The organism is Streptomyces sp. P9(2023) (assembly GCF_032436795.1).
Taxonomy (GTDB): domain Bacteria; phylum Actinomycetota; class Actinomycetes; order Streptomycetales; family Streptomycetaceae; genus Streptomyces.
In genome coordinates this window covers 375,922-392,285 of sequence record NZ_JAUPWM010000002.1, presented here as the reverse complement: position 1 = coordinate 392,285, position 16,364 = coordinate 375,922, and the positions used below count along the sequence as shown (strand labels likewise).

Genomic DNA, 16,364 nt, shown 5'->3' with positions numbered 1-16,364 from the left:
TCCCTCGGGATTCAGCTGCAAGGGTTGTCACCGTAACGCTGCGGATATGCACCGTGTCCCTACGGGAGGCCCACAGGTTTTCGACGCTTCAGTGCAATGCCAAGGAGGTCTCGAACCGAATCACGTCCCGGGCGAAATCCACTGCCTCCGCCGCCGCGCCGTTCGCCCCGAGGACCGAACCACTCGCGTACAGACCGTCGATGATCAGCATGATCCGGTCGCCGAGGCGGTCGGGATGTGCGGCCGAGGTGCGCCGTGCCAACTCGCGGAGCTGTTCCCGAACGGTCCTGAAGTGTTCGACCGAGATCCGGTGCGCGGGATGATCGGGCTGGGGAAACTCGGCATGCGTGTTGCGCAGCGAACAGCCGCGGGTGCCGGGGGCCATCAGCTGCACCGCACGGACCACTTCGACCAGTTGCTCCTCCGGGGTGTCCGCGGCTTTCACGGCGCCTTCCAGAGTCCTGTCCCAGTCCTGGGTGGAGCGCTGGAGGTACGCCACGACCAGCTTGTCCTTGCTGGCGAATTCGCGGTAGAGGAGCTGCTTTCCGCAGCCGAGCTCGTCGATGATCTGCTGCATTCCGACGGCGTGCACGCCGAAACGGTCGAACAGGTCGGCCGCCGCATCCAGGATGCGGTCGTGTGCGTCGGACGTGGGTTTGCGCGCCATGGCTTCGAAGGTTAACAGACCGATCGGTCCCACCCAAGGGGGAGCGGGCGGACCGATCGGTCCACCCTTCCGGGGCAGCTCATTGACATCCCGTCACACGCATGGTCATGCTGGGTCCATCCTCATTCCGGACCGATCGGTCCGCCCCACGGGAGGCACCATGTCCGCTCCACCCCCGGCGCAGGCGACGTTCACGTCGTTGACCCCCAAGGCCTATGCCATGCTGGCCGTCCTCTGCGGCGCGTTATTCCTCGACGCCCTCGACGTCTCGATGAAGGGCGTCGCGCTCCCGGCGATCGGCTCCACGCTCGACATGTCGACCAGCTCCCTGCAGTGGGTGATCACCGGGTACGTGGTCGGCTTCGGCGGATTCCTCCTGCTTGGCGGGCGCGCCGCCGACCTGTTCGGGCGGCGCAGGATGCTGTTGATCTCGCTCATGGTCTTCGTCGTCGGCTCGGTGGTCGGCGGCGCCGCTCCGAACGGGACGGTGCTCATCGCGGCGCGCTTCGTGACCGGCGTCGGTGCCGCGTTCAGCGCTCCGGCCGGATTCTCGATCATCACCACGAGCTTCGCCGAGGGCCACATCCGCAACAAGGCCCTGTCGATCTTCACCGCGACCGGCGCCACCGGCATGGCGCTCGGCATGGTCATCGGCGGCCTGCTCACCGATCTGGACTGGCGCTGGGTGTTCTTCGCCCCGGCCGCGGTCGGGCTCGCCGCGTTCCTGGCCGGCCTCACGTTCATCCCGCGCTCGGCCCGTCCCGACGGCGGCGCGAAGGACTTCGACATCGCCGGTGCGGTGACCGTCACGGCGACCATGCTGCTCGTGGTGTTCACCCTGGTCCAGGCACCCGAGGCGGGCTGGACCTCGGTGCGCACCCTGGGCTCGCTGGTGGCCGCCGTGATTCTCCTCGTGGTGTTCACCGTGATCCAGCGCAAGGTCGCGAAGCCCCTCGTGCGGCTGGACATCCTGCGGTCCCCCGCGTTGGTGCGAGCCAACATCGGCGCGATGTCGCTGATCGGCGCCTGGATCGGCGTGCTGTTCACCATGACGCTGTACCTCCAGGAGTTCCGCGGCTGGTCGGCGATGGAGACCGGCTTCGCGGTCAGCCCGGTCGGGCTGGTCGCCGCCGCGCTCTCGACCCGCATCGCGGCGCCGCTGGTCGGCCGCTTCGGTGTGGAACGCGTGATTCTCGCGGGGCTGGTCTCGGCCGTCCTGGCGTACACCCTGCTGCAGTTCCTCTCGGCGGACTCCGGCTACGTCGCGCTGCTGCTGCCGGCCTTCCTCCTGATCGGCGTGGGCTTCTCACTGGCGTACGGACCGCTGACCATGGCGGCGGCCGACAGCGTCCCGGTACAGGACCAGGGTGTGGCCGGCGGTCTGGTGAACACCTCGTTCCAGATCGGTCCGGCACTGGGTCTCAGTGTGGTGACCGCGGTCAACGCCGCGAACACCGGAAGCTCTCCCGGTGAGTTCCTGCACGGGCTGCGACTCGCTCTGGTGGTGCCGTTGATCTTCGCCGTACTCGGGGTGCTCGCCATGCTCCCCGCCCTGCGCCGGCGTGAACCGGCGTCCGAAGCCGCTCCCGTACCGCGGAAGGAAGCCGCGCGGGGGTGACGGCCCGCACGGCACGGCCCCCGAGGTCACGCCTCGGGGGCCTGCGGGCACCGGTCACGGCAGGGCTCCACGCGCCGGGCGGATCACCAGGGCCAGCGCCAGTCGTCGTTGTTCGGCACCACCCAGTAGTGGTCGAGCTCGACCCCGGCGAAGTACCAGCGTCCGTCGCGGCGGACATAGGTGTCGGTGAACTGACCGGTGCTGTGGTGGATCTCGCTCGCCCGGTCGAAGCGGATCTTCTCCTCGAAGAAGGACACCCCCTTGGCGGAATCCTTGCCGGTGAGCTCCACCTGGTGCCCTTGTATGAAGTTCTTGAAGTTGATCTCCGAGGCGCCGCGCTGAAATTCCAGAATCTTCTTCGGCAACGCGCTGTAGAAGTCGGTGACGCCCGCGGAGCCGTGCGCCTGGCCGAACTCCCCGTAGTCAAGCAGGGCGTCGTCGGCGAAAAGGGCGCCAAGAGCTTCCCATTCGGCATTGTTGAGGCAGCGATGGAACTCCGTGCGCAACCTCTCCAATGCGCGGATGCTTTCCAGTTCCTCGACCCGCTCGGTGAGCTGCGCCACCATGCGGGCCACATCCTGATCCGATGCGTTGCTCATGAAGAGACCCTTCTTTCCTGTCAGGGAGACATCTGTGAAGACCATGGTTATTTCGGGCGGCACCTCCGGAATCGGAGAGGCGCTCGCGTACACCTATCTGCGGCGCGGGGACAACGTGGTCGTCATCGGCCCCAACCCGGAGAAAGGGAAGAGGTTTCTCGCCGCGGCCGACGAACTCGGCGCCAGGCAGCATGCCTTCTTCATGCGGGCCGACCTGAGCCTGGTGGCCGAGAACAAGCGCGTCGTCGCTGAGATCGCGGAGCAGTTCTCCGTCGTCGACGCGCTGGTGCTGTGCGCGCGGTTCTTCCGTTCCTTCCGCCGCGTGACGTCCGAAGGCTTCGAGCACAACTTCGCGCTGTACTACCTGAGCCGCTACCTGCTCGGGTACGGCCTGGTGGACCTCCTGGAGAAGGCTCCCGAGCCGGTCATCATGAACGTGGCGGGGCCGGGCGTGGAAGCCGGCCAGATCTACTGGGACGACCTGGGACTGGAACGCGGCTACGACGGCTGGGCCGCCATGTTCCAGGGCGGAAAGCTCAACGACCTCCTCGGCGTCTCCTTCGCCCAGGAGAGCCGGGGTTACCGGACCCGTTACGTGCTGGACTTCCCCGGCGGTACGGCGACCGGGTTCGCCGGCGACTTCGAACCGGCCACCGCCGCCCGCGTCCAGGAGATGCTGCGGTATGCCAAGCCGGTGGAGGCAGGCATCGCGCCGATCGTCGCGGCCCTCGACACACCTCCGGCCGAGCCGCTGAGCGCCTTCTTCGAAGGCCGGCGGCTCGACCCCCGGCACTTCTCCTTCCACGAGGGCGACGCTCTGCGGCTCGACGCCCTCACCAAGAAGCTGCTGGCGTCCTGAGCACGTCGACCGGGTGTCCGCCCCACGCGCCGGCACCCGGTCAACGCCCCCGTTCGCGCAGGCCGGTCACCGCGGCCGCGACGCCCAGCGCGGCGGCCGGCGAGGTCGCGAGCAGGGGCGTCCTGAAGCTCTCGGTCAGGGTCGCGAGCCCTGCGACGAGCGGCAGCATGAGGACGCTGCTGAGCTGGACACCCGTCTGGTAGAGCGGCACGGCAGCGGCCCGCAGCGCGGGCTCGACGCTCTGGGTCGCCTGCATGTTCAGGGCCGCGAAGGAGAGCACGAACCCGGCCTCCACCAGGAGCAGGGTCGGCAGCAGACCGGTCGCGTACGGGAGCGGCTCCGGGTGAAGCAGACCGTACAACTGCCCCGCCAGGGCACAGCACGCCCCGGCGGCGATCAGCCGCGGGGTGCCGTACCGCTGGACCAGCCGCCCGGCGAACGGGACCGACAACGCCAGCGGGACACTCGCGGGCAGCAGGGCCAGCGCGATCTGCCACGGCTGCCAGCCGAAGTCACCGCTCGCGCGAAACGTGGCCACCAGCAGGAGTCCGATGTACGACCCGTTGAGGGCGGCCGCCCCCAGCGTCGCCCGTACCAGAGGGCCGTTGCGCAGGGCCGCCGCGGTCGGCCGCACCGGCTTCTTCGGTACGGAGTGGGCGGCGGGCGGAGCGGGAATCACCCACAGGCTCCATACCAGGAGCACAAGGGCCACCGGGGCCGGTAGCAGGAACGTCCAGCGCCAGCTGTCGGCGACCAGCGCCCCGGCGAGCAGCAGCCCCGCGGTGAACCCGGCCGCGCCGAACAGCGAGTAGACCGACACCGCCCGGCGCTGCTGCGGACCGCTCGGGAACGTGGTGCCGATCAGCGCGAGCCCGGCGGGGGCGGTCAGCGCCGCGCACGCCCCCTTCACCACCCGGGAGGCGATCAGCAGCGCCGTGTCGTCACTCAGGCCGCCGACGACGGAGGCGAGTGCGAAGAGCAGCATCGCCGCGAGGTAGACGCGTCGCAGCCCCCACCGGCCCGATAGCACCGGGCCGAGCAGGAGCATCGCGGCGAAGCCGAGGGCGAAGCCTGTCATCAACCACTGCACCGACCACAGCGTCAGTCCCAGGTCGGTGCCGATCGCCGGCAGTGCCACCAGGACCACCGAGACCTCGATGGCATCCAGGAGCATGTTCCCCGAGAGGACGACGAGCAGCGGCCAGTGCCGGCGCACCGTCGCCTCACGGCCGGGAACTGCCTCGGCGACCTGGGCCTCACCCACCGGCCCGCGCCTCGGCGAGGAGCTTCGGTAGCCGCTCGCTGACCAGCTCGATGTGCCGGGCCACCAGGTCGTCCGGCATCCCCGCGATGCTCGCCCAGAAGATGAGGTGCTCGACCGGAAGGCCCTCGGTCCGCTGGTGGATGCGTACGGCGGCCTCCTCGGGCGTGAGGATCTCCAGCGTCGACCAGGAGCCGTCGTCGGCCCGCTTCTCGGGGAAGTCCTCCACCTTCAGCAGCGGCGGGGCGGAGTGGCCGGTGCCCTCCACGGAGCCGGTGCGGTAGGAGTTCATCTGGTGGACCACATGGGGGGCGATCCGGGGCCAGGCGGCCTCGGGGTCGTCGGCCAGGATCACCGGCAGCAGGTCGGAGACGCGCGCGATGTCCGGATCGTGGCCGCCCTCGGCCAGGCCCGTCAGGTAGTGCTCGTACATCGCGTGGTTGATGTGCAGCAGCCCGATGCCGAGGCGCCCCGCGATCCGCGCGCCGCGCGGGCCGTAGAACCCGCCCCACACGGGCACCGGGCTCTGCAGGGGGGCGGGGGTGATGCCGCCCTCGGCCCACAGCCTGCGTACCTCCCGGATGTTCTGCTCGACCCGGCCGATCCGGCCGTCGAACTCGGCGTCGAAGAGGTTGTACTCGGGGACCCGGTAGCCGGCCCCGACGCCGAGTTCGAGGCGTCCGCCGCTGATCAGATCGACCACCGCGGCGTCCTCGGCGAGCTGGGCGGGCTTGCGCAGGTTGGGCAGGACCACCGCGGTCCCGATCGTGCAGTGGCGCGTCCGGGCGGCGGCCGCCGCGGCGAACACCAGCGGTTGCGGCAGATAGCCGTCCTCGAAGAGATGGTGCTCGGTGAACCAGACGCCGCCGGCGCCGCGCCGGTCCGCCTCCTCGCAGAATTCCAGCGAGCGCGCGTAGTGATCGGCCCACGGCCGGTGCCAGGCGTCCGGGTTGCGCAGATCGAAGAGGATTCCGACATCCATGCTCTGAATTCCGTTCGTCGTTGGCGTGCTCAACTGCTGTGGTCCTGCGGGGTCCTGTGGTCCTGCCAGGTCCTGGGCCCCCGGAAGCCCGGGGACCGTTCGGGGCGGCGCCAGGCGGCCCGGGGCCGGTCCTGCCCCTCCGCCCGTGGAGCTACGGCGGTGAGGCGGGTGAGCAGGGCCGTGGTGACCGCGGCGAGCTCCGCCGGGTCGGGGTCGCCCTTCTCGATCCGCAGGAGGGCCGGGACCGGCCCGCCGGTCACGGCGCTCACTGCGGCGGGTTGCCGTGCTTGCGGCGCGGCAGGTCGACGTCCTTGCGCTGCAGCATCGCGAAGGAGCGGATGAGGACGGAGCGGGTGTCGCCCGGGTCGATCACGTCGTCGACCAGGCCGCGTTCGGCCGCGTAGTAGGGGTGTACCAGCTCCCGCCGGTACTCCTTGATCTTCTGCTCGCGGGTGGACACGGGGTCGTCCGACGCGGCGATCTCCCTGCGGAACACCACGTCCGCGGCCGCCTCGGCGCCCATCACCGCGATCTCGTTGGTGGGCCAGGCCAGCGCCATGTCCGTACCGATGGAGCGGGAGTCCATCACGATGTACGCGCCGCCGTACGCCTTGCGCAGCACCACGGAGATCCGCGGCACGGTGGCGTTGCAGTACGCGTACAGGAGTTTGGCGCCGTGCCGGATGATGCCGCCGTGTTCCTGGTCCACGCCGGGCAGGAAGCCGGGCACGTCCACCAGCGTCAGCAGCGGGATGTTGAAGGCGTCGCAGAACTGGACGAACCTGGCCCCCTTCTCGCTCGCCGTGATGTCCAGGACGCCGGCCAGCGCGGCGGGCTGGCTCCCGACCACGCCGACCACCTGGCCGTCGAGCCGGGCCAGTGCGCAGACGAGGTTGGCGCCCCACCGGGCGTGCACCTCCATGTAGTCCTCGTCGTCGACGAGTTCGGCGATCACCTCGCGGATGTCGTACGGCCGGCTGCCGTCGACCGGCACCAGTTCGAGGAGCCGGTCCACCCTGCGGTCAGCCGGGTCGTCGGTGACGGTGGCGGGCGGCAGTTCGCGGTTGTTGCCAGGCAGCATGGACAGCAGCCAGCGCACCTCGGCGAGGCAGGTCTCCTCGTCGTCGTAGACGAAGTGCGCGACGCCCGAGGTGCCACCGTGGACGTCGGCCCCGCCGAGGCCGTCCTGCGAGACCTCCTCGCCGGTGACCGTACGGACCACGTCCGGGCCGGTGATGAACATCTGCGAGATCCCGCGGACCGCGAAGACGAAGTCGGTCAGCGCGGGTGAGTAGGCGGCTCCGCCCGCGCAGGGGCCGAGCATCACGCTGATCTGCGGTATGACCCCGGAGGCCCGGGTGTTGCGCTGGAAGATCCCGCCGTATCCGGCGAGGGCGCTCACGCCCTCCTGGATGCGGGCGCCCGCGCCGTCGTTCAGCGACACCAGCGGGCATCCCGCAGCGATGGCCATGTCCATGACCTTCTGGATCTTCTGTGCGTGCGCCTCGCCCAGGGCGCCGCCGAAGATCCGGAAGTCGTGCGCGTAGACGAACACGGTCCGTCCCTCGACGGCCCCCCAGCCGGTCACCACACCGTCGGTGTGCGGTCGTCTGGCCTCCAGACCGAATCCGGTGGCCCGGTGCCGCCGCAGCTGCTCGACCTCGGTGAAGCTCCCCGGGTCCAGCAGGAGGTCGATGCGTTGGTACGCGGTCAGCTTGCCCTTGGCGTGCTGGCGCTCGGTGGCCCGGGGATCGGTGCCGGTCCGGGCGACCCTCTTCAACTCCTTGAGCTCAGCCAGTTGTTCGGTGATGTTCGGCGATGCCTGCACGGTCGTCACCGGTCCTCCTGCTCGTCTCGGATGCCGGCGCGGTCAGCCCAGCAGGGTGCCGCCGCTGGCGTCGATGAAGGCCCCGGTGATCCAGCGGGCCTCGTGGGTGGCCAGGAACGTCACCACGTCCGCGACGTCCACCGCCTCCCCGACCCGCTTGAACGCCGACAGCTGGGCCATCTGCTCCACGGCCTCGGGGATGTCGAAGACCGGGCCGCCGTTGTCGGTGATGCCGGGCGCCACGCTGTTGACGGTGATCCCGCGCGGGGCGAGGTGGCGGGCGAAGTGCAGGGTGATCTGCTCGATCGCGCCCTTGGTCATCGAGTACGCGACCTGGTCGGGATTGGCGCACCGGGTGAGGCCCGAGGAGATGTTGATGACGCGGCCGCCGTCGGAGAGCAGCGGCAGCGCGCGCTGCACGATGAAGAACGGGGCCTTGGCGTTCACCGCGAAGAGCCGGTCGAACTCCTCGGGCGTGACGTCCTCCGGCTGTACCCCGGCCGGGGTGGTGACGGCCGCGTTGTTGACCACGATGTCGAGCGTGGCACTGCCGGTCCGCTCCTTGAGCCCGCGCTCCAGGCCGAGGAAGAGCTCGTGCACGTCGCCGGGGACACCGAGTTCGGCCCGGACGGCGAAGGCCCGGCCGCCGTCCTTCTCGATCAGCTCGACGGCTTCCTGTGCGGCGTCCCCGTTGGACGCGTAGTGCACGGCGACGAGCGCGCCCTCCGCGGCCAGCCGCTGGGCGGTGGCCCGTCCGATTCCCCGGCTGGATCCGGTGACCAGCGCTGTCTTGTTGGCAAGCTTGCCCATGGCGAGGTTCCTGTTCTTCGAAGTCGTCGTCGTGGTCGTGGAGTTCGTCGCGGTGGTCGAGGTCGTCGGAGGAGCGGGGGAGGAGAGGCCGCTGATCATGCGGGCGAGCCGTCGGCGAACGGAGCCCAGCCGCATGAGGTCGGTGAAGAGCTCCCGTAGTGGCTCCACCTCGTGCCCTCCGAGCAACAGGGTCGACTGGGCCTGGATGTTGGTGAGGGTGGCGGCCCCCGCGGGGTGGCGCTCCAGGTGGTAGCCGTCCAGTACGTCCCCGGCCGGCGGGGCGCCGGCCGCCCGGGGGCCGATGGCCCAGGTGCCGTGCGCCGCGGTGTCCCCGGCCGCCGGGCCGTGGAGCTGCCCGGCGAGGCGCCGGCCGAGCGCCGCGGCGTCCTGCAGGCCCAGGTTGAGGGCCTGGCCGCCGACCGGCATCTGCGCGTGGGCGGCATCGCCCGCGAGCAGTACGCGGCCCTTGCGGTAACGGGTCGTCTGGCGAACGGTGTTGTCGAAGGCGTTCAGCCACAGTGGTCGGCCGTGGCCGATGTTCTCGCCGGTCACCTTCGCCCAGGCTTGTACGACCTCCTCGAACGCGGGCTCACCGGTACGGGTTCCGGGCTCGGCGCCGAAGACGTGCACCATGACCCGGGTACTGCCGTCCGGCCAGCGGTGCGAGGTGGCGAGGCCGGCCGGCAGGCGCTCGAACCGGCGGCCGGGGATGTCGATCCCCGCGACGTCGGCCCGCAGCATCTCGCGGGTCGCGTCCCGGCCGGCGAACTCGAAGCCGGCAAGCCGCCGGACGGTGGACTGCCCGCCGTCGCAGCCGACGACGTAGGAACCGCTCAGCTTCTCTGCCACCGCGTCCGACGAGACGGTCTCCACCACCACGCGGTCACGCCGGTCGGTCAGGCCGACCAGCCGCCGCCCGCGCAGGACCCGCGCGCCCAGCTCGACGGCCCGCTCGTGGAGCACCGCCTCCAGCCGGATCTGCGGGCACTTCCACTGACCTGCGTACGGATGGCCCGGATCGGCCTCGGTCAGGTCGAGCCGGATACCGCCGAAGTGCCCCGGGCCGCCGTCCGGGAGCGGACCGAGCCGGTCGAGAACGCCACGCTCGGCGAGCACCTCCATCGTGCGGGCGTGCAGGGTGGAGGCGCGTGATTCGGTCATGGGTACGGTCAGCTGCTCCACCACCACGACCCGTGCCCCGTGCGCGCACAGGTCGCCGGCGAGGAGCAGCCCGACCGGGCCCGCGCCGACGACCAGCACGTCGGTGTCCGGAGCGCCACGAGGCGACTGGGCGGGCATCGCTCAGCGCCGCGCTTGTGCGTAGTCCTTGGCACGTTCCAAGGTGGCCCGGCTGTTGTTGCCCAGGGCGTCGCGGATGAACGCCCTGGCCTCGGCGACCGTGGCGTCCGACCCGAGGACCTTCGTGATGTTCTCCGCGTTGAGCACGACCGTGTGCTGCGAGCTCGCGCGGGTGACGCCGTCGGCGCCCTCCTCGAACAGCCAGTACCCGGTGTGCAGGTTCATCAGGGCGGGCAGGGTGGTCTGCTTGTAGGCGATCTTGCGGTGCGGGAAGCAGACCCGGACGGACTCCGTGGTGTGCGCCGAGCCGTCCTTGGTGAGGGTCTCCATGCGCAGGACCTGGAGGCCCGGGGTGTCCTCGGTCAGCTTCACCTCGCTGACGTGCGGCAGCCGCTCGGTCCACCGGTCGGCTTCGTTGACGAAGTCGTAGAGGTCCTTGGCGGAGCCGTCGACCGTGACGGTGTCCACGAACGACAGCGTGAGCTCCGCGGCCCGCGTGACCTCTTCGAGCCCCGCCTTGACGGAGGGGAGCTCGGCGCGGCTGTTACGGTCCACGGCCTCGTCGATCCAGGCCAGCCCCTCGGGGTCGTCGTCGATCGCGCGGTACTCGTGCAGCAGCCGCAGTCGGGAGGTGTTGTCGCCCTGCGGTTCGACGATCCAGGTGCCGCTCATCGATGCCACGGGCGGCGCGGAGACCTCCTGCCGGAACTCGATGCGCAGCCCGTCCGGGTCGAGCTCCCTGATCGACGTCCAGTTCTTGGCCTCGCCGTTGGCGGTGGCCCAGATGCGGATGCGCTCCAGGGACCCGTCGCGCTCCAGGACGTCGACGTAGACCGACGGCGGGAACAGCCTCGGCCAGTTCTCCACCTCGGCGAGGAGCCGGTACACGTCCTTGGCGGGGGCCGATACGGTGATCTCGTGTTCGACCTCTCGGCCGGCTTTCTCGGGCACAGCTCTCTCCTTGTTCGATGCGTCGAGGGGTGCGGCCGGGGTCAGAAGTTGCCCAGGCCGCCGCAGACGTTCATCGCCTGCGCGGTGATCGGCGCCGCCACGTCGGAGGCGAGGTAGCCGACGAGCCCGGCGACCTCCTGGGGGGTGGAGTACCGGCCGAGCGGGATCTTGGCCTGGAACTTCTCCAGGATCGCGTCCTCGGAGGTGTCGTACGCGGCCGCGTAGCCCTGCCGTACGCGCTGCGCCATCGGCGTCTCGACGTAGCCGGGGCACACCGCGTTGACGGTGATCCCGGTCGGTGCCAGCTCGTTGCCGAGCGCCTTGGTGAAGCCGACCACCCCGTGCTTGGACGCCGAGTACGGGGCGCCGAGCACCACGCCCTGCTTGCCCGCCGTGGACGCGATGTTGATGATCCGGCCGCGCTTCTTCCCGCGCATGCCGCCGGCGTTGAGCACCTCGCGGGTCACCCGGAACACGCTGGTGAGGTTGGTGGCGATGACGTCGTCCCACAGCTCGTCGGCGATGTCCGCGGTCACCCCTCCGCCGCTGCGGCCCGCGTTGTTGACCAGGACGTCGATCGTCCCGAACCGGGCCACCGCCGCCCGCACCACGGCCTCGATGTCCGTGTCGGAGCGGACGTCGGCGGTGCTGCCGTCCACGTCGAGGCCCTCGTTCCGCAGGGTCTTGACGGTCTGGGCGACCGCACTCGCGTCGCGGGCGCAGAGGTAGACCCGGTGTCCCTGCTGGGCGAGGAGCCTCGCGGACTCGAGGCCGATGCCGCTGGTGGCTCCCGTGACCAGGGCGATCCTGGCAGTGCTGTCAGTCATCTCGGTCCCCGATCAGGCGGTCCGGGCGGCGGACAGGTGGTCGTTGACGAGCTGGATGAGCAGGCGGGGGGTGCCGGCCGCGGCGACCGCCTCCTCGTCCAGGCCGATGCCGTACTCGCGCTCGATGCGGCCGACGGTCTCCAGCATCGCCAGCGACTCGTAGCCGAGGTCCTCGAAGGACGAGTCGAGGATGTCGCCGTTCAGGTCGACGTTCTCGTCGGTGCCCGCGCCCTCCAGCAGCGTGGTCCTGAGGGCGTCGAGGGTGAATTCCTGGGTGGTCATGGGGAGTCCTTTCCTACGAATCACAGGGGGCTTGTCGAAGATGGGCGGGTCATACGTGACGGTGGCCGGCGGCGCGCACGACCATCGCGGAGTTGAAGCCGCCGTGGCCGCGGGCGAGGACCAGTGCGCCGCGCAGCGCGGTGGGGCGCGGAGCGCCGGTCACCAGGTCGATCTCGTAGGGCCTGGCCGAAACGCTGCCGACCGTCGGGGGGATGACCTGATCGCGTATCGACAGGAACGCGGCGGCGAGGTCGAGAGGGGCGGCACCGGAGTACAGCCGCCCGGTCGCCGTCTTCGGTGCGGTCACCGGCACTCCACGCGGTCCGAAGACCTTGGTGATCGCTTCGGCCTCGGCCCGGTCAAGCTCGGGTACGGCGGCGGCGTCGGCGAACACGACGTCGATGTCGTCGGGGACCATGTCCGCGTCGCCCAGGGCGAGTTCGATGGCGTTCTGCAGCGTGGGCGCCCGGTCGGTGCCGGGCTTCGGGTCCACCGTGGACGCGTGCCCGGCGATCTCGCCGTACACCCGCGGGGCCCCGCGCCGCTTCACGTGCTCGGCGTCCTCGACGACGAGCAGGGCCCCGCCCTCTCCCGGCACGTGTCCGGCGGCCCGGTCGTCGAACGGCAGGTAGGCCCGGGCCGGGTCGTCGGAGGTGCTCAGCCGGCCGCCGGCCATCTGCGCGACCCACCCCCAGGAGCAGATCGACGCGTCGACCGCGCCGGAGACGACCATGCTGGTCCCCTTGCGGATCTGCCGGCGGGCCTGTGCGACCGCGTCGAGGCCCCCGGCCTGATCGCTGACCAGGACGCTGCTGGGTCCGCGCAGTCCGCCACGGATGGAGATCTGGCCGCTGTTCACCGCGTAGAACCAGGCGAAGGACTGGTACGCGCTGACGTACTGTCCGCCCTTGCTCCACAGCGCCCGCAGTTCGTTCTGGCCGAACTCGAAGCCCCCGGAGTGGCTCGCGGTGATCACTCCGACGTCGTACGTGGCCAGCTCGGACGGCACCACACCCGCGTCCTCGAACGCCCAGTCCGCGCCGACCAGGGCGAGCCGGGTCATCCGGTCGGTCTGCGGAAGGAGCCTGCTGGGCAGGTACTCCGCGGCCTCGAACCCGTCGATCTCGCCGGCCAGCCGGGACGGGTAGGGCGTGGGGTCGAAGTGGGTGACCCGCCTGATCCCGCTGCGGCCCGCGAGGGTGGCCGACCAGTACTCCTCGACGCCGAGACCGGTCGGCGCCACGATGCCGAGGCCGGTGACCAGTGCGGTGGCGCTCATCGGTCGCCCCGCTCGGGGGTGGCCAGGACGACCGCGCTCTGGAATCCGCCGAAGCCGCTGCCCACCGAGAGGACCGCGTCGGTCTTCCAGTCGCGTGCGGTCAAGGGCACGTAGTCCAGATCGCACTCGGGGTCCGGGTGGTGCAGGTTGGCCGTCGGCGGCACCACGTCATGGGTCATCGCGAGCACCGACGCGGCGATCTCGATCGAGCCGATGGCCCCGAGCGAGTGCCCGACCATCGATTTGATGGAGCTGACCGGCGTCCGGTAGGCGTGCTCGCGCAGGCTGCGCTTGAACGCCGCGGTCTCGTGCCGGTCGTTCTGCTTGGTGCCCGAGCCGTGGGCGTTGATGTAGTCGATGTCCTCGGGGTTCAGCCGGGCCTCGTCGAGGGCGACCCGGATGGCCTCGGCCATCTCGGCGCCGTCGGGGCGCAGTCCGGTCATGTGGAACGCGTTCGAGCGGGTCGCGAAGCCGGCGACCTCGGCGTAGATCCGCGCACCGCGGGCCCTGGCGCTCCGCAGTTCCTCCAGGACGAACACCGCGGACCCCTCGCCCATGACGAAGCCGTTCCGGCTGGCGTCGAAGGGCCGTGAGGCGTGCTCGGGGTCGTCGTTGCGGGGGGTGGTGGCCTTGATCGCGTCGAAGCACGCCACGGTGATCGGTGAGATGGGCGCGTCGCTCGCCCCCGCCACCATCACGTCCGCGGAGCCCTCCCTGATCAGGTCCGCCGCGTAACCCACCGCGTCCAGGCCCGAGGTGCAGCCGGTGGAGACCACGGCGCTCGGCCCCTCGGCGCCCACGGCCCAGGCGACCTCGGTCGCGAAGGAACTGGGCACCATGTGGTTGTACAGATGGGGCACCGCGTACGCGTGGTCGACCAGTTCCAGCCGGCCGCCGTCGCTGACCGTGCGGTACTCCTGGTCGAGGCCGGTGGTCGCCCCCACCGCACTGCCGATCGTCACGCCCGTCCGCCGTGGGTCGAGGGTTTCGAACTCCAGACCGCTGTCGGTGACCGCGTCGCGCGCGGTGACCACCGCGAACTGCGCGGCCCGGTCCATCCGGCGGACTTCCTGCGGGGTCAGACCGGACAGCCCGGCGTCGAAGTCGACCTCGGCGGCGATCTGCGAACGGAACGGGGAAGGATCGAAGAAGGAGATGCGACGGGTGGCCGTACGTCCGTCGGTGAGCAGTTTCCAGAAGCCCTTGGTGCCCTGCCCGCCGGGGGCGGTCACGCCGACCCCGGTGATCACGACCCGACGGCCGGATGTGCCGCTCATGAGGCCGTCCATTCGTAGAAGCGACTCGCCATGGCGTCCTTGGGCGAGCGCCAGGTGGCGGGGTCGTACGCCTCGATGTACGGCTTCAGGTCCTGGCTGATCCCGACGAAGCGGGGGTCGGTCCTGGCTGCCTCGATCAGCCCCTCGCCGTTGTCCTCGTCGAAGTCCTGGAGGTGGAAGTAGAGGCCGCGGAACTGGAAGAGCTGGCGGCGCCGGGTGCCCATACGGTCGGGCAGGTCCGTCCCGTCGAAGGCGCCGAACAGTTCGGCCACGTCGTCGGCGGAGCCGGGTGCCATCCTGGCCACGATCAGTGTGCTGTGCATCATTCCCCTTTTCGTACTCGTCGGGCGGGCCCGAACCAGCGGGCCAGTGCCATCGGCAGATCGGAGTGGGAGCCGGGAGCGGCCCAGGCGACATGGCCGTCGGGGCGCAGCAGGAGTGCGGCCGTGCCGGGCGGCACGCCGGTGTCCCCGAGCTCGTGGTCCCCGCGTTCGTGGGACGAGGGCGTCACCACGTCGACCCGGTCGGTCCAGCCCTGTGCGCGGCCGCGCAGGGTGGCGTTGTCCGCCAGGTCCAGGAGCAGTCCGCGTCCGGTCCGCAGCAGTTCGCTGCTGCTGGTGCTCCTGTCGGCGTGGGTGAGCCGGAGCTGCGGCATCCGGGCGCCCAGGAGGGGGTGCGGGCCGCCGCCCACCTCGTAGCGGATGTCCAGGCCGCTGACCCGGGCGGCCAGCTGACGCTCGACCTCGGGGAAGGCCAGGAGGTCGCCGAGGATGTCGCGGACCGGTCCCGCCTCCTCGCCGCCGAGGATGAGCATGCTCTGGGCCCGGGTGTTGGCGAGCAGTCTGCGGCCGACCTCGTGGCGTTCGTCGTGGTAGGTGTCGAGAAGTGCCGGGGGCGCCGTGCCGCGCACCACCGCGGCGAGCTTCCAGCCGAGGTTCACCGAGTCCTGGACGCTGGTGTTCATGCCCTGCCCGCCTGCGGGGAGGTGGATGTGCGCGGCGTCGCCGGCCAGCAGCACCCGGCCGCGCCGGTACTCGTCGACCTGGTGGGCCGCGTCGCTGAACGCGCTGACCCAGACCGGTTCGGCCGCGGAGATGTCGCTGCCCGTCAGGCGCTTGAAGGCATCGGCAACCTCGCTGAACTCCGGTGGCACGGTGCGCCGTTCGGGCAGCGGCGTCGCACCGCGCTCGCCGACGATGACCCGGTGGATGCCGCCGGGCAGCTGCGCGACCATCACCAGGCCGCGGTCGGTCCGCTCGATCGTCATGCGGTCCGAGAGTTCCGCTCCGCGGATGTCGGCGAGGAAGAGTTCGGTGGTGGCGGGGGTTCCGGGGAAGTCGAAGCCGGCGGCCTTGCGGACGCGGCTGCGGCCACCGTCACAGCCGACCAGATACCGGGCCCGCAGGTTGGTGTCGCTGCCGGTGGCCGTGACGGTCACCCCGTCGGCGTCCTCGACGTAGCCGGTGAACTCGTGTCCGCGCCTGATGTCGGCGCCCAGGTCACGGGCCCAGCTCTCCAGCACGGCCTCGGTCAGGGACTGCGGCACGGTCCTCGCGGATGCGTGGGCGGAGCCCAACAGCCCCAGGTCGAGCGGCAGTCCGCCGAAGTGTCCGGCCTCGCTGGTCTGGATCTCTCCGAAGCGGGGCAGCAGGCCCCGCTGGTCGAACACCTCCATGGTGCGAATGGTGAACCCGATGCCACGCGACTCCCCGGTCCGTGCGGGCAGCCGGTCGAGCACGATGACATCGACGCCCGCCAGGCGCAGTTCGCCGGCCAGCATGAGACCCGAGGGCCCGGCACCGACCACGATGACTGAAGCGTCCAT

16 protein-coding genes are annotated in these 16,364 nt (G+C 70.8%); 2 read left to right on the top strand and 14 right to left on the bottom strand.

Annotation, left to right across the window (positions count from 1 at the left end; genetic code table 11):
* Positions 1-88: 88 nt before the first annotated feature.
* A complete protein-coding gene (locus Q5762_RS04275; RefSeq protein ID WP_315890560.1) occupies positions 89-667 on the bottom strand; it encodes a TetR/AcrR family transcriptional regulator in 579 nt (192 codons plus the stop codon).
* Between the two features lie 160 nt (positions 668-827).
* Between Q5762_RS04275 and Q5762_RS04270 the strand changes: the two genes are divergently transcribed.
* The gene (locus Q5762_RS04270) at positions 828-2,285 is read left to right on the top strand and encodes an MFS transporter (RefSeq protein ID WP_315890559.1); all 1,458 of its coding nucleotides are present in this window, start codon (positions 828-830) and stop codon (positions 2,283-2,285) included.
* Between the two features lie 83 nt (positions 2,286-2,368).
* Here Q5762_RS04270 and Q5762_RS04265 read toward each other — a convergent pair whose 3' ends face one another.
* Positions 2,369-2,884: a nuclear transport factor 2 family protein gene (locus Q5762_RS04265; protein ID WP_315890558.1), complete on the bottom strand. Its 516-nt coding sequence runs from the start codon at positions 2,882-2,884 to the stop codon at positions 2,369-2,371.
* A gap of 43 nt (positions 2,885-2,927) precedes the next feature.
* On the opposite strand from Q5762_RS04265, the gene Q5762_RS04260 reads away from it, so the two are divergent.
* A complete protein-coding gene (locus tag Q5762_RS04260; protein ID WP_315890691.1) occupies positions 2,928-3,743 on the top strand; it encodes an SDR family NAD(P)-dependent oxidoreductase in 816 nt (271 codons plus the stop codon).
* 40 nt (positions 3,744-3,783) lie between these two features.
* Here the strand turns inward: Q5762_RS04260 and Q5762_RS04255 are convergent, their stop codons facing one another.
* Genes Q5762_RS04255 through Q5762_RS04200 form a run of 12 tightly spaced genes read right to left on the bottom strand, consistent with a single transcriptional unit; the run spans position 3,784 to position 16,364 of the window.
* A complete protein-coding gene (locus tag Q5762_RS04255) occupies positions 3,784-5,007 on the bottom strand; it encodes an MFS transporter (RefSeq protein ID WP_315890557.1) in 1,224 nt (407 codons plus the stop codon).
* The gene (locus Q5762_RS04250) at positions 5,000-5,986 is read right to left on the bottom strand and encodes an LLM class flavin-dependent oxidoreductase (protein WP_315890556.1); all 987 of its coding nucleotides are present in this window, start codon (positions 5,984-5,986) and stop codon (positions 5,000-5,002) included. The genes Q5762_RS04255 and Q5762_RS04250 overlap by 8 nt, the downstream gene beginning before the upstream one ends.
* Before the next feature lie 29 nt (positions 5,987-6,015).
* Entirely contained in the window at positions 6,016-6,255 is a 240-nt protein-coding gene (locus Q5762_RS04245; protein ID WP_315890555.1) for an acyl-CoA carboxylase subunit epsilon, read from the bottom strand.
* The gene (locus Q5762_RS04240; RefSeq protein ID WP_399494451.1) at positions 6,252-7,796 is read right to left on the bottom strand and encodes an acyl-CoA carboxylase subunit beta; all 1,545 of its coding nucleotides are present in this window, start codon (positions 7,794-7,796) and stop codon (positions 6,252-6,254) included. Before Q5762_RS04240 ends, Q5762_RS04245 begins: the two co-directional genes overlap by 4 nt.
* A gap of 60 nt (positions 7,797-7,856) precedes the next feature.
* Positions 7,857-9,923, bottom strand: a complete 2,067-nt coding sequence (locus Q5762_RS04235; protein ID WP_315890553.1) for an SDR family oxidoreductase — start codon at positions 9,921-9,923, stop codon at positions 7,857-7,859.
* Between the two features lie 3 nt (positions 9,924-9,926).
* Positions 9,927-10,874 carry an aromatase/cyclase gene (locus Q5762_RS04230; RefSeq protein WP_315890552.1) on the bottom strand — a complete coding sequence of 316 codons (948 nt, stop codon included), beginning with the start codon at positions 10,872-10,874 and terminating at the stop codon, positions 9,927-9,929.
* A gap of 41 nt (positions 10,875-10,915) precedes the next feature.
* On the bottom strand, positions 10,916-11,701 hold the full coding sequence (locus Q5762_RS04225; protein WP_315890551.1) for an SDR family NAD(P)-dependent oxidoreductase: 786 nt from the start codon (positions 11,699-11,701) through the stop codon (positions 10,916-10,918).
* 12 nt (positions 11,702-11,713) lie between these two features.
* A complete protein-coding gene (locus Q5762_RS04220; RefSeq protein WP_315890550.1) occupies positions 11,714-11,983 on the bottom strand; it encodes an acyl carrier protein in 270 nt (89 codons plus the stop codon).
* 49 nt (positions 11,984-12,032) lie between these two features.
* Entirely contained in the window at positions 12,033-13,262 is a 1,230-nt protein-coding gene (locus tag Q5762_RS04215) for a ketosynthase chain-length factor (RefSeq protein WP_315890549.1), read from the bottom strand.
* A complete protein-coding gene (locus Q5762_RS04210; protein ID WP_315890548.1) occupies positions 13,259-14,539 on the bottom strand; it encodes a beta-ketoacyl-[acyl-carrier-protein] synthase family protein in 1,281 nt (426 codons plus the stop codon). The genes Q5762_RS04215 and Q5762_RS04210 overlap by 4 nt, the downstream gene beginning before the upstream one ends.
* Positions 14,536-14,862, bottom strand: coding sequence for a TcmI family type II polyketide cyclase (locus Q5762_RS04205; protein ID WP_315890690.1), 327 nt, complete (start codon positions 14,860-14,862; stop codon positions 14,536-14,538). Before Q5762_RS04205 ends, Q5762_RS04210 begins: the two co-directional genes overlap by 4 nt.
* Positions 14,862-16,364 carry an FAD-dependent monooxygenase gene (locus Q5762_RS04200; RefSeq protein ID WP_315890547.1) on the bottom strand — a complete coding sequence of 501 codons (1,503 nt, stop codon included), beginning with the start codon at positions 16,362-16,364 and terminating at the stop codon, positions 14,862-14,864. The genes Q5762_RS04205 and Q5762_RS04200 overlap by 1 nt, the downstream gene beginning before the upstream one ends.

Coding starts and splice junctions, on each gene's coding strand:
- Q5762_RS04205 (WP_315890690.1), bottom strand. CDS start 14,862: ATGCACAGCACACTGATCGTGGCCAGGATGGCACCCGGCTCCGCCGAC.
- Q5762_RS04260 (WP_315890691.1), top strand. CDS start 2,928: ATGGTTATTTCGGGCGGCACCTCCGGAATCGGAGAGGCGCTCGCGTAC.
- Q5762_RS04220 (WP_315890550.1), bottom strand. CDS start 11,983: ATGACCACCCAGGAATTCACCCTCGACGCCCTCAGGACCACGCTGCTG.
- Q5762_RS04265 (WP_315890558.1), bottom strand. CDS start 2,884: ATGAGCAACGCATCGGATCAGGATGTGGCCCGCATGGTGGCGCAGCTC.
- Q5762_RS04215 (WP_315890549.1), bottom strand. CDS start 13,262: ATGAGCGCCACCGCACTGGTCACCGGCCTCGGCATCGTGGCGCCGACC.
- Q5762_RS04275 (WP_315890560.1), bottom strand. CDS start 667: ATGGCGCGCAAACCCACGTCCGACGCACACGACCGCATCCTGGATGCG.
- Q5762_RS04225 (WP_315890551.1), bottom strand. CDS start 11,701: ATGACTGACAGCACTGCCAGGATCGCCCTGGTCACGGGAGCCACCAGC.
- Q5762_RS04235 (WP_315890553.1), bottom strand. CDS start 9,923: ATGCCCGCCCAGTCGCCTCGTGGCGCTCCGGACACCGACGTGCTGGTC.
- Q5762_RS04250 (WP_315890556.1), bottom strand. CDS start 5,986: ATGGATGTCGGAATCCTCTTCGATCTGCGCAACCCGGACGCCTGGCAC.
- Q5762_RS04200 (WP_315890547.1), bottom strand. CDS start 16,364: ATGGACGCTTCAGTCATCGTGGTCGGTGCCGGGCCCTCGGGTCTCATG.
- Q5762_RS04210 (WP_315890548.1), bottom strand. CDS start 14,539: ATGAGCGGCACATCCGGCCGTCGGGTCGTGATCACCGGGGTCGGCGTG.
- Q5762_RS04270 (WP_315890559.1), top strand. CDS start 828: ATGTCCGCTCCACCCCCGGCGCAGGCGACGTTCACGTCGTTGACCCCC.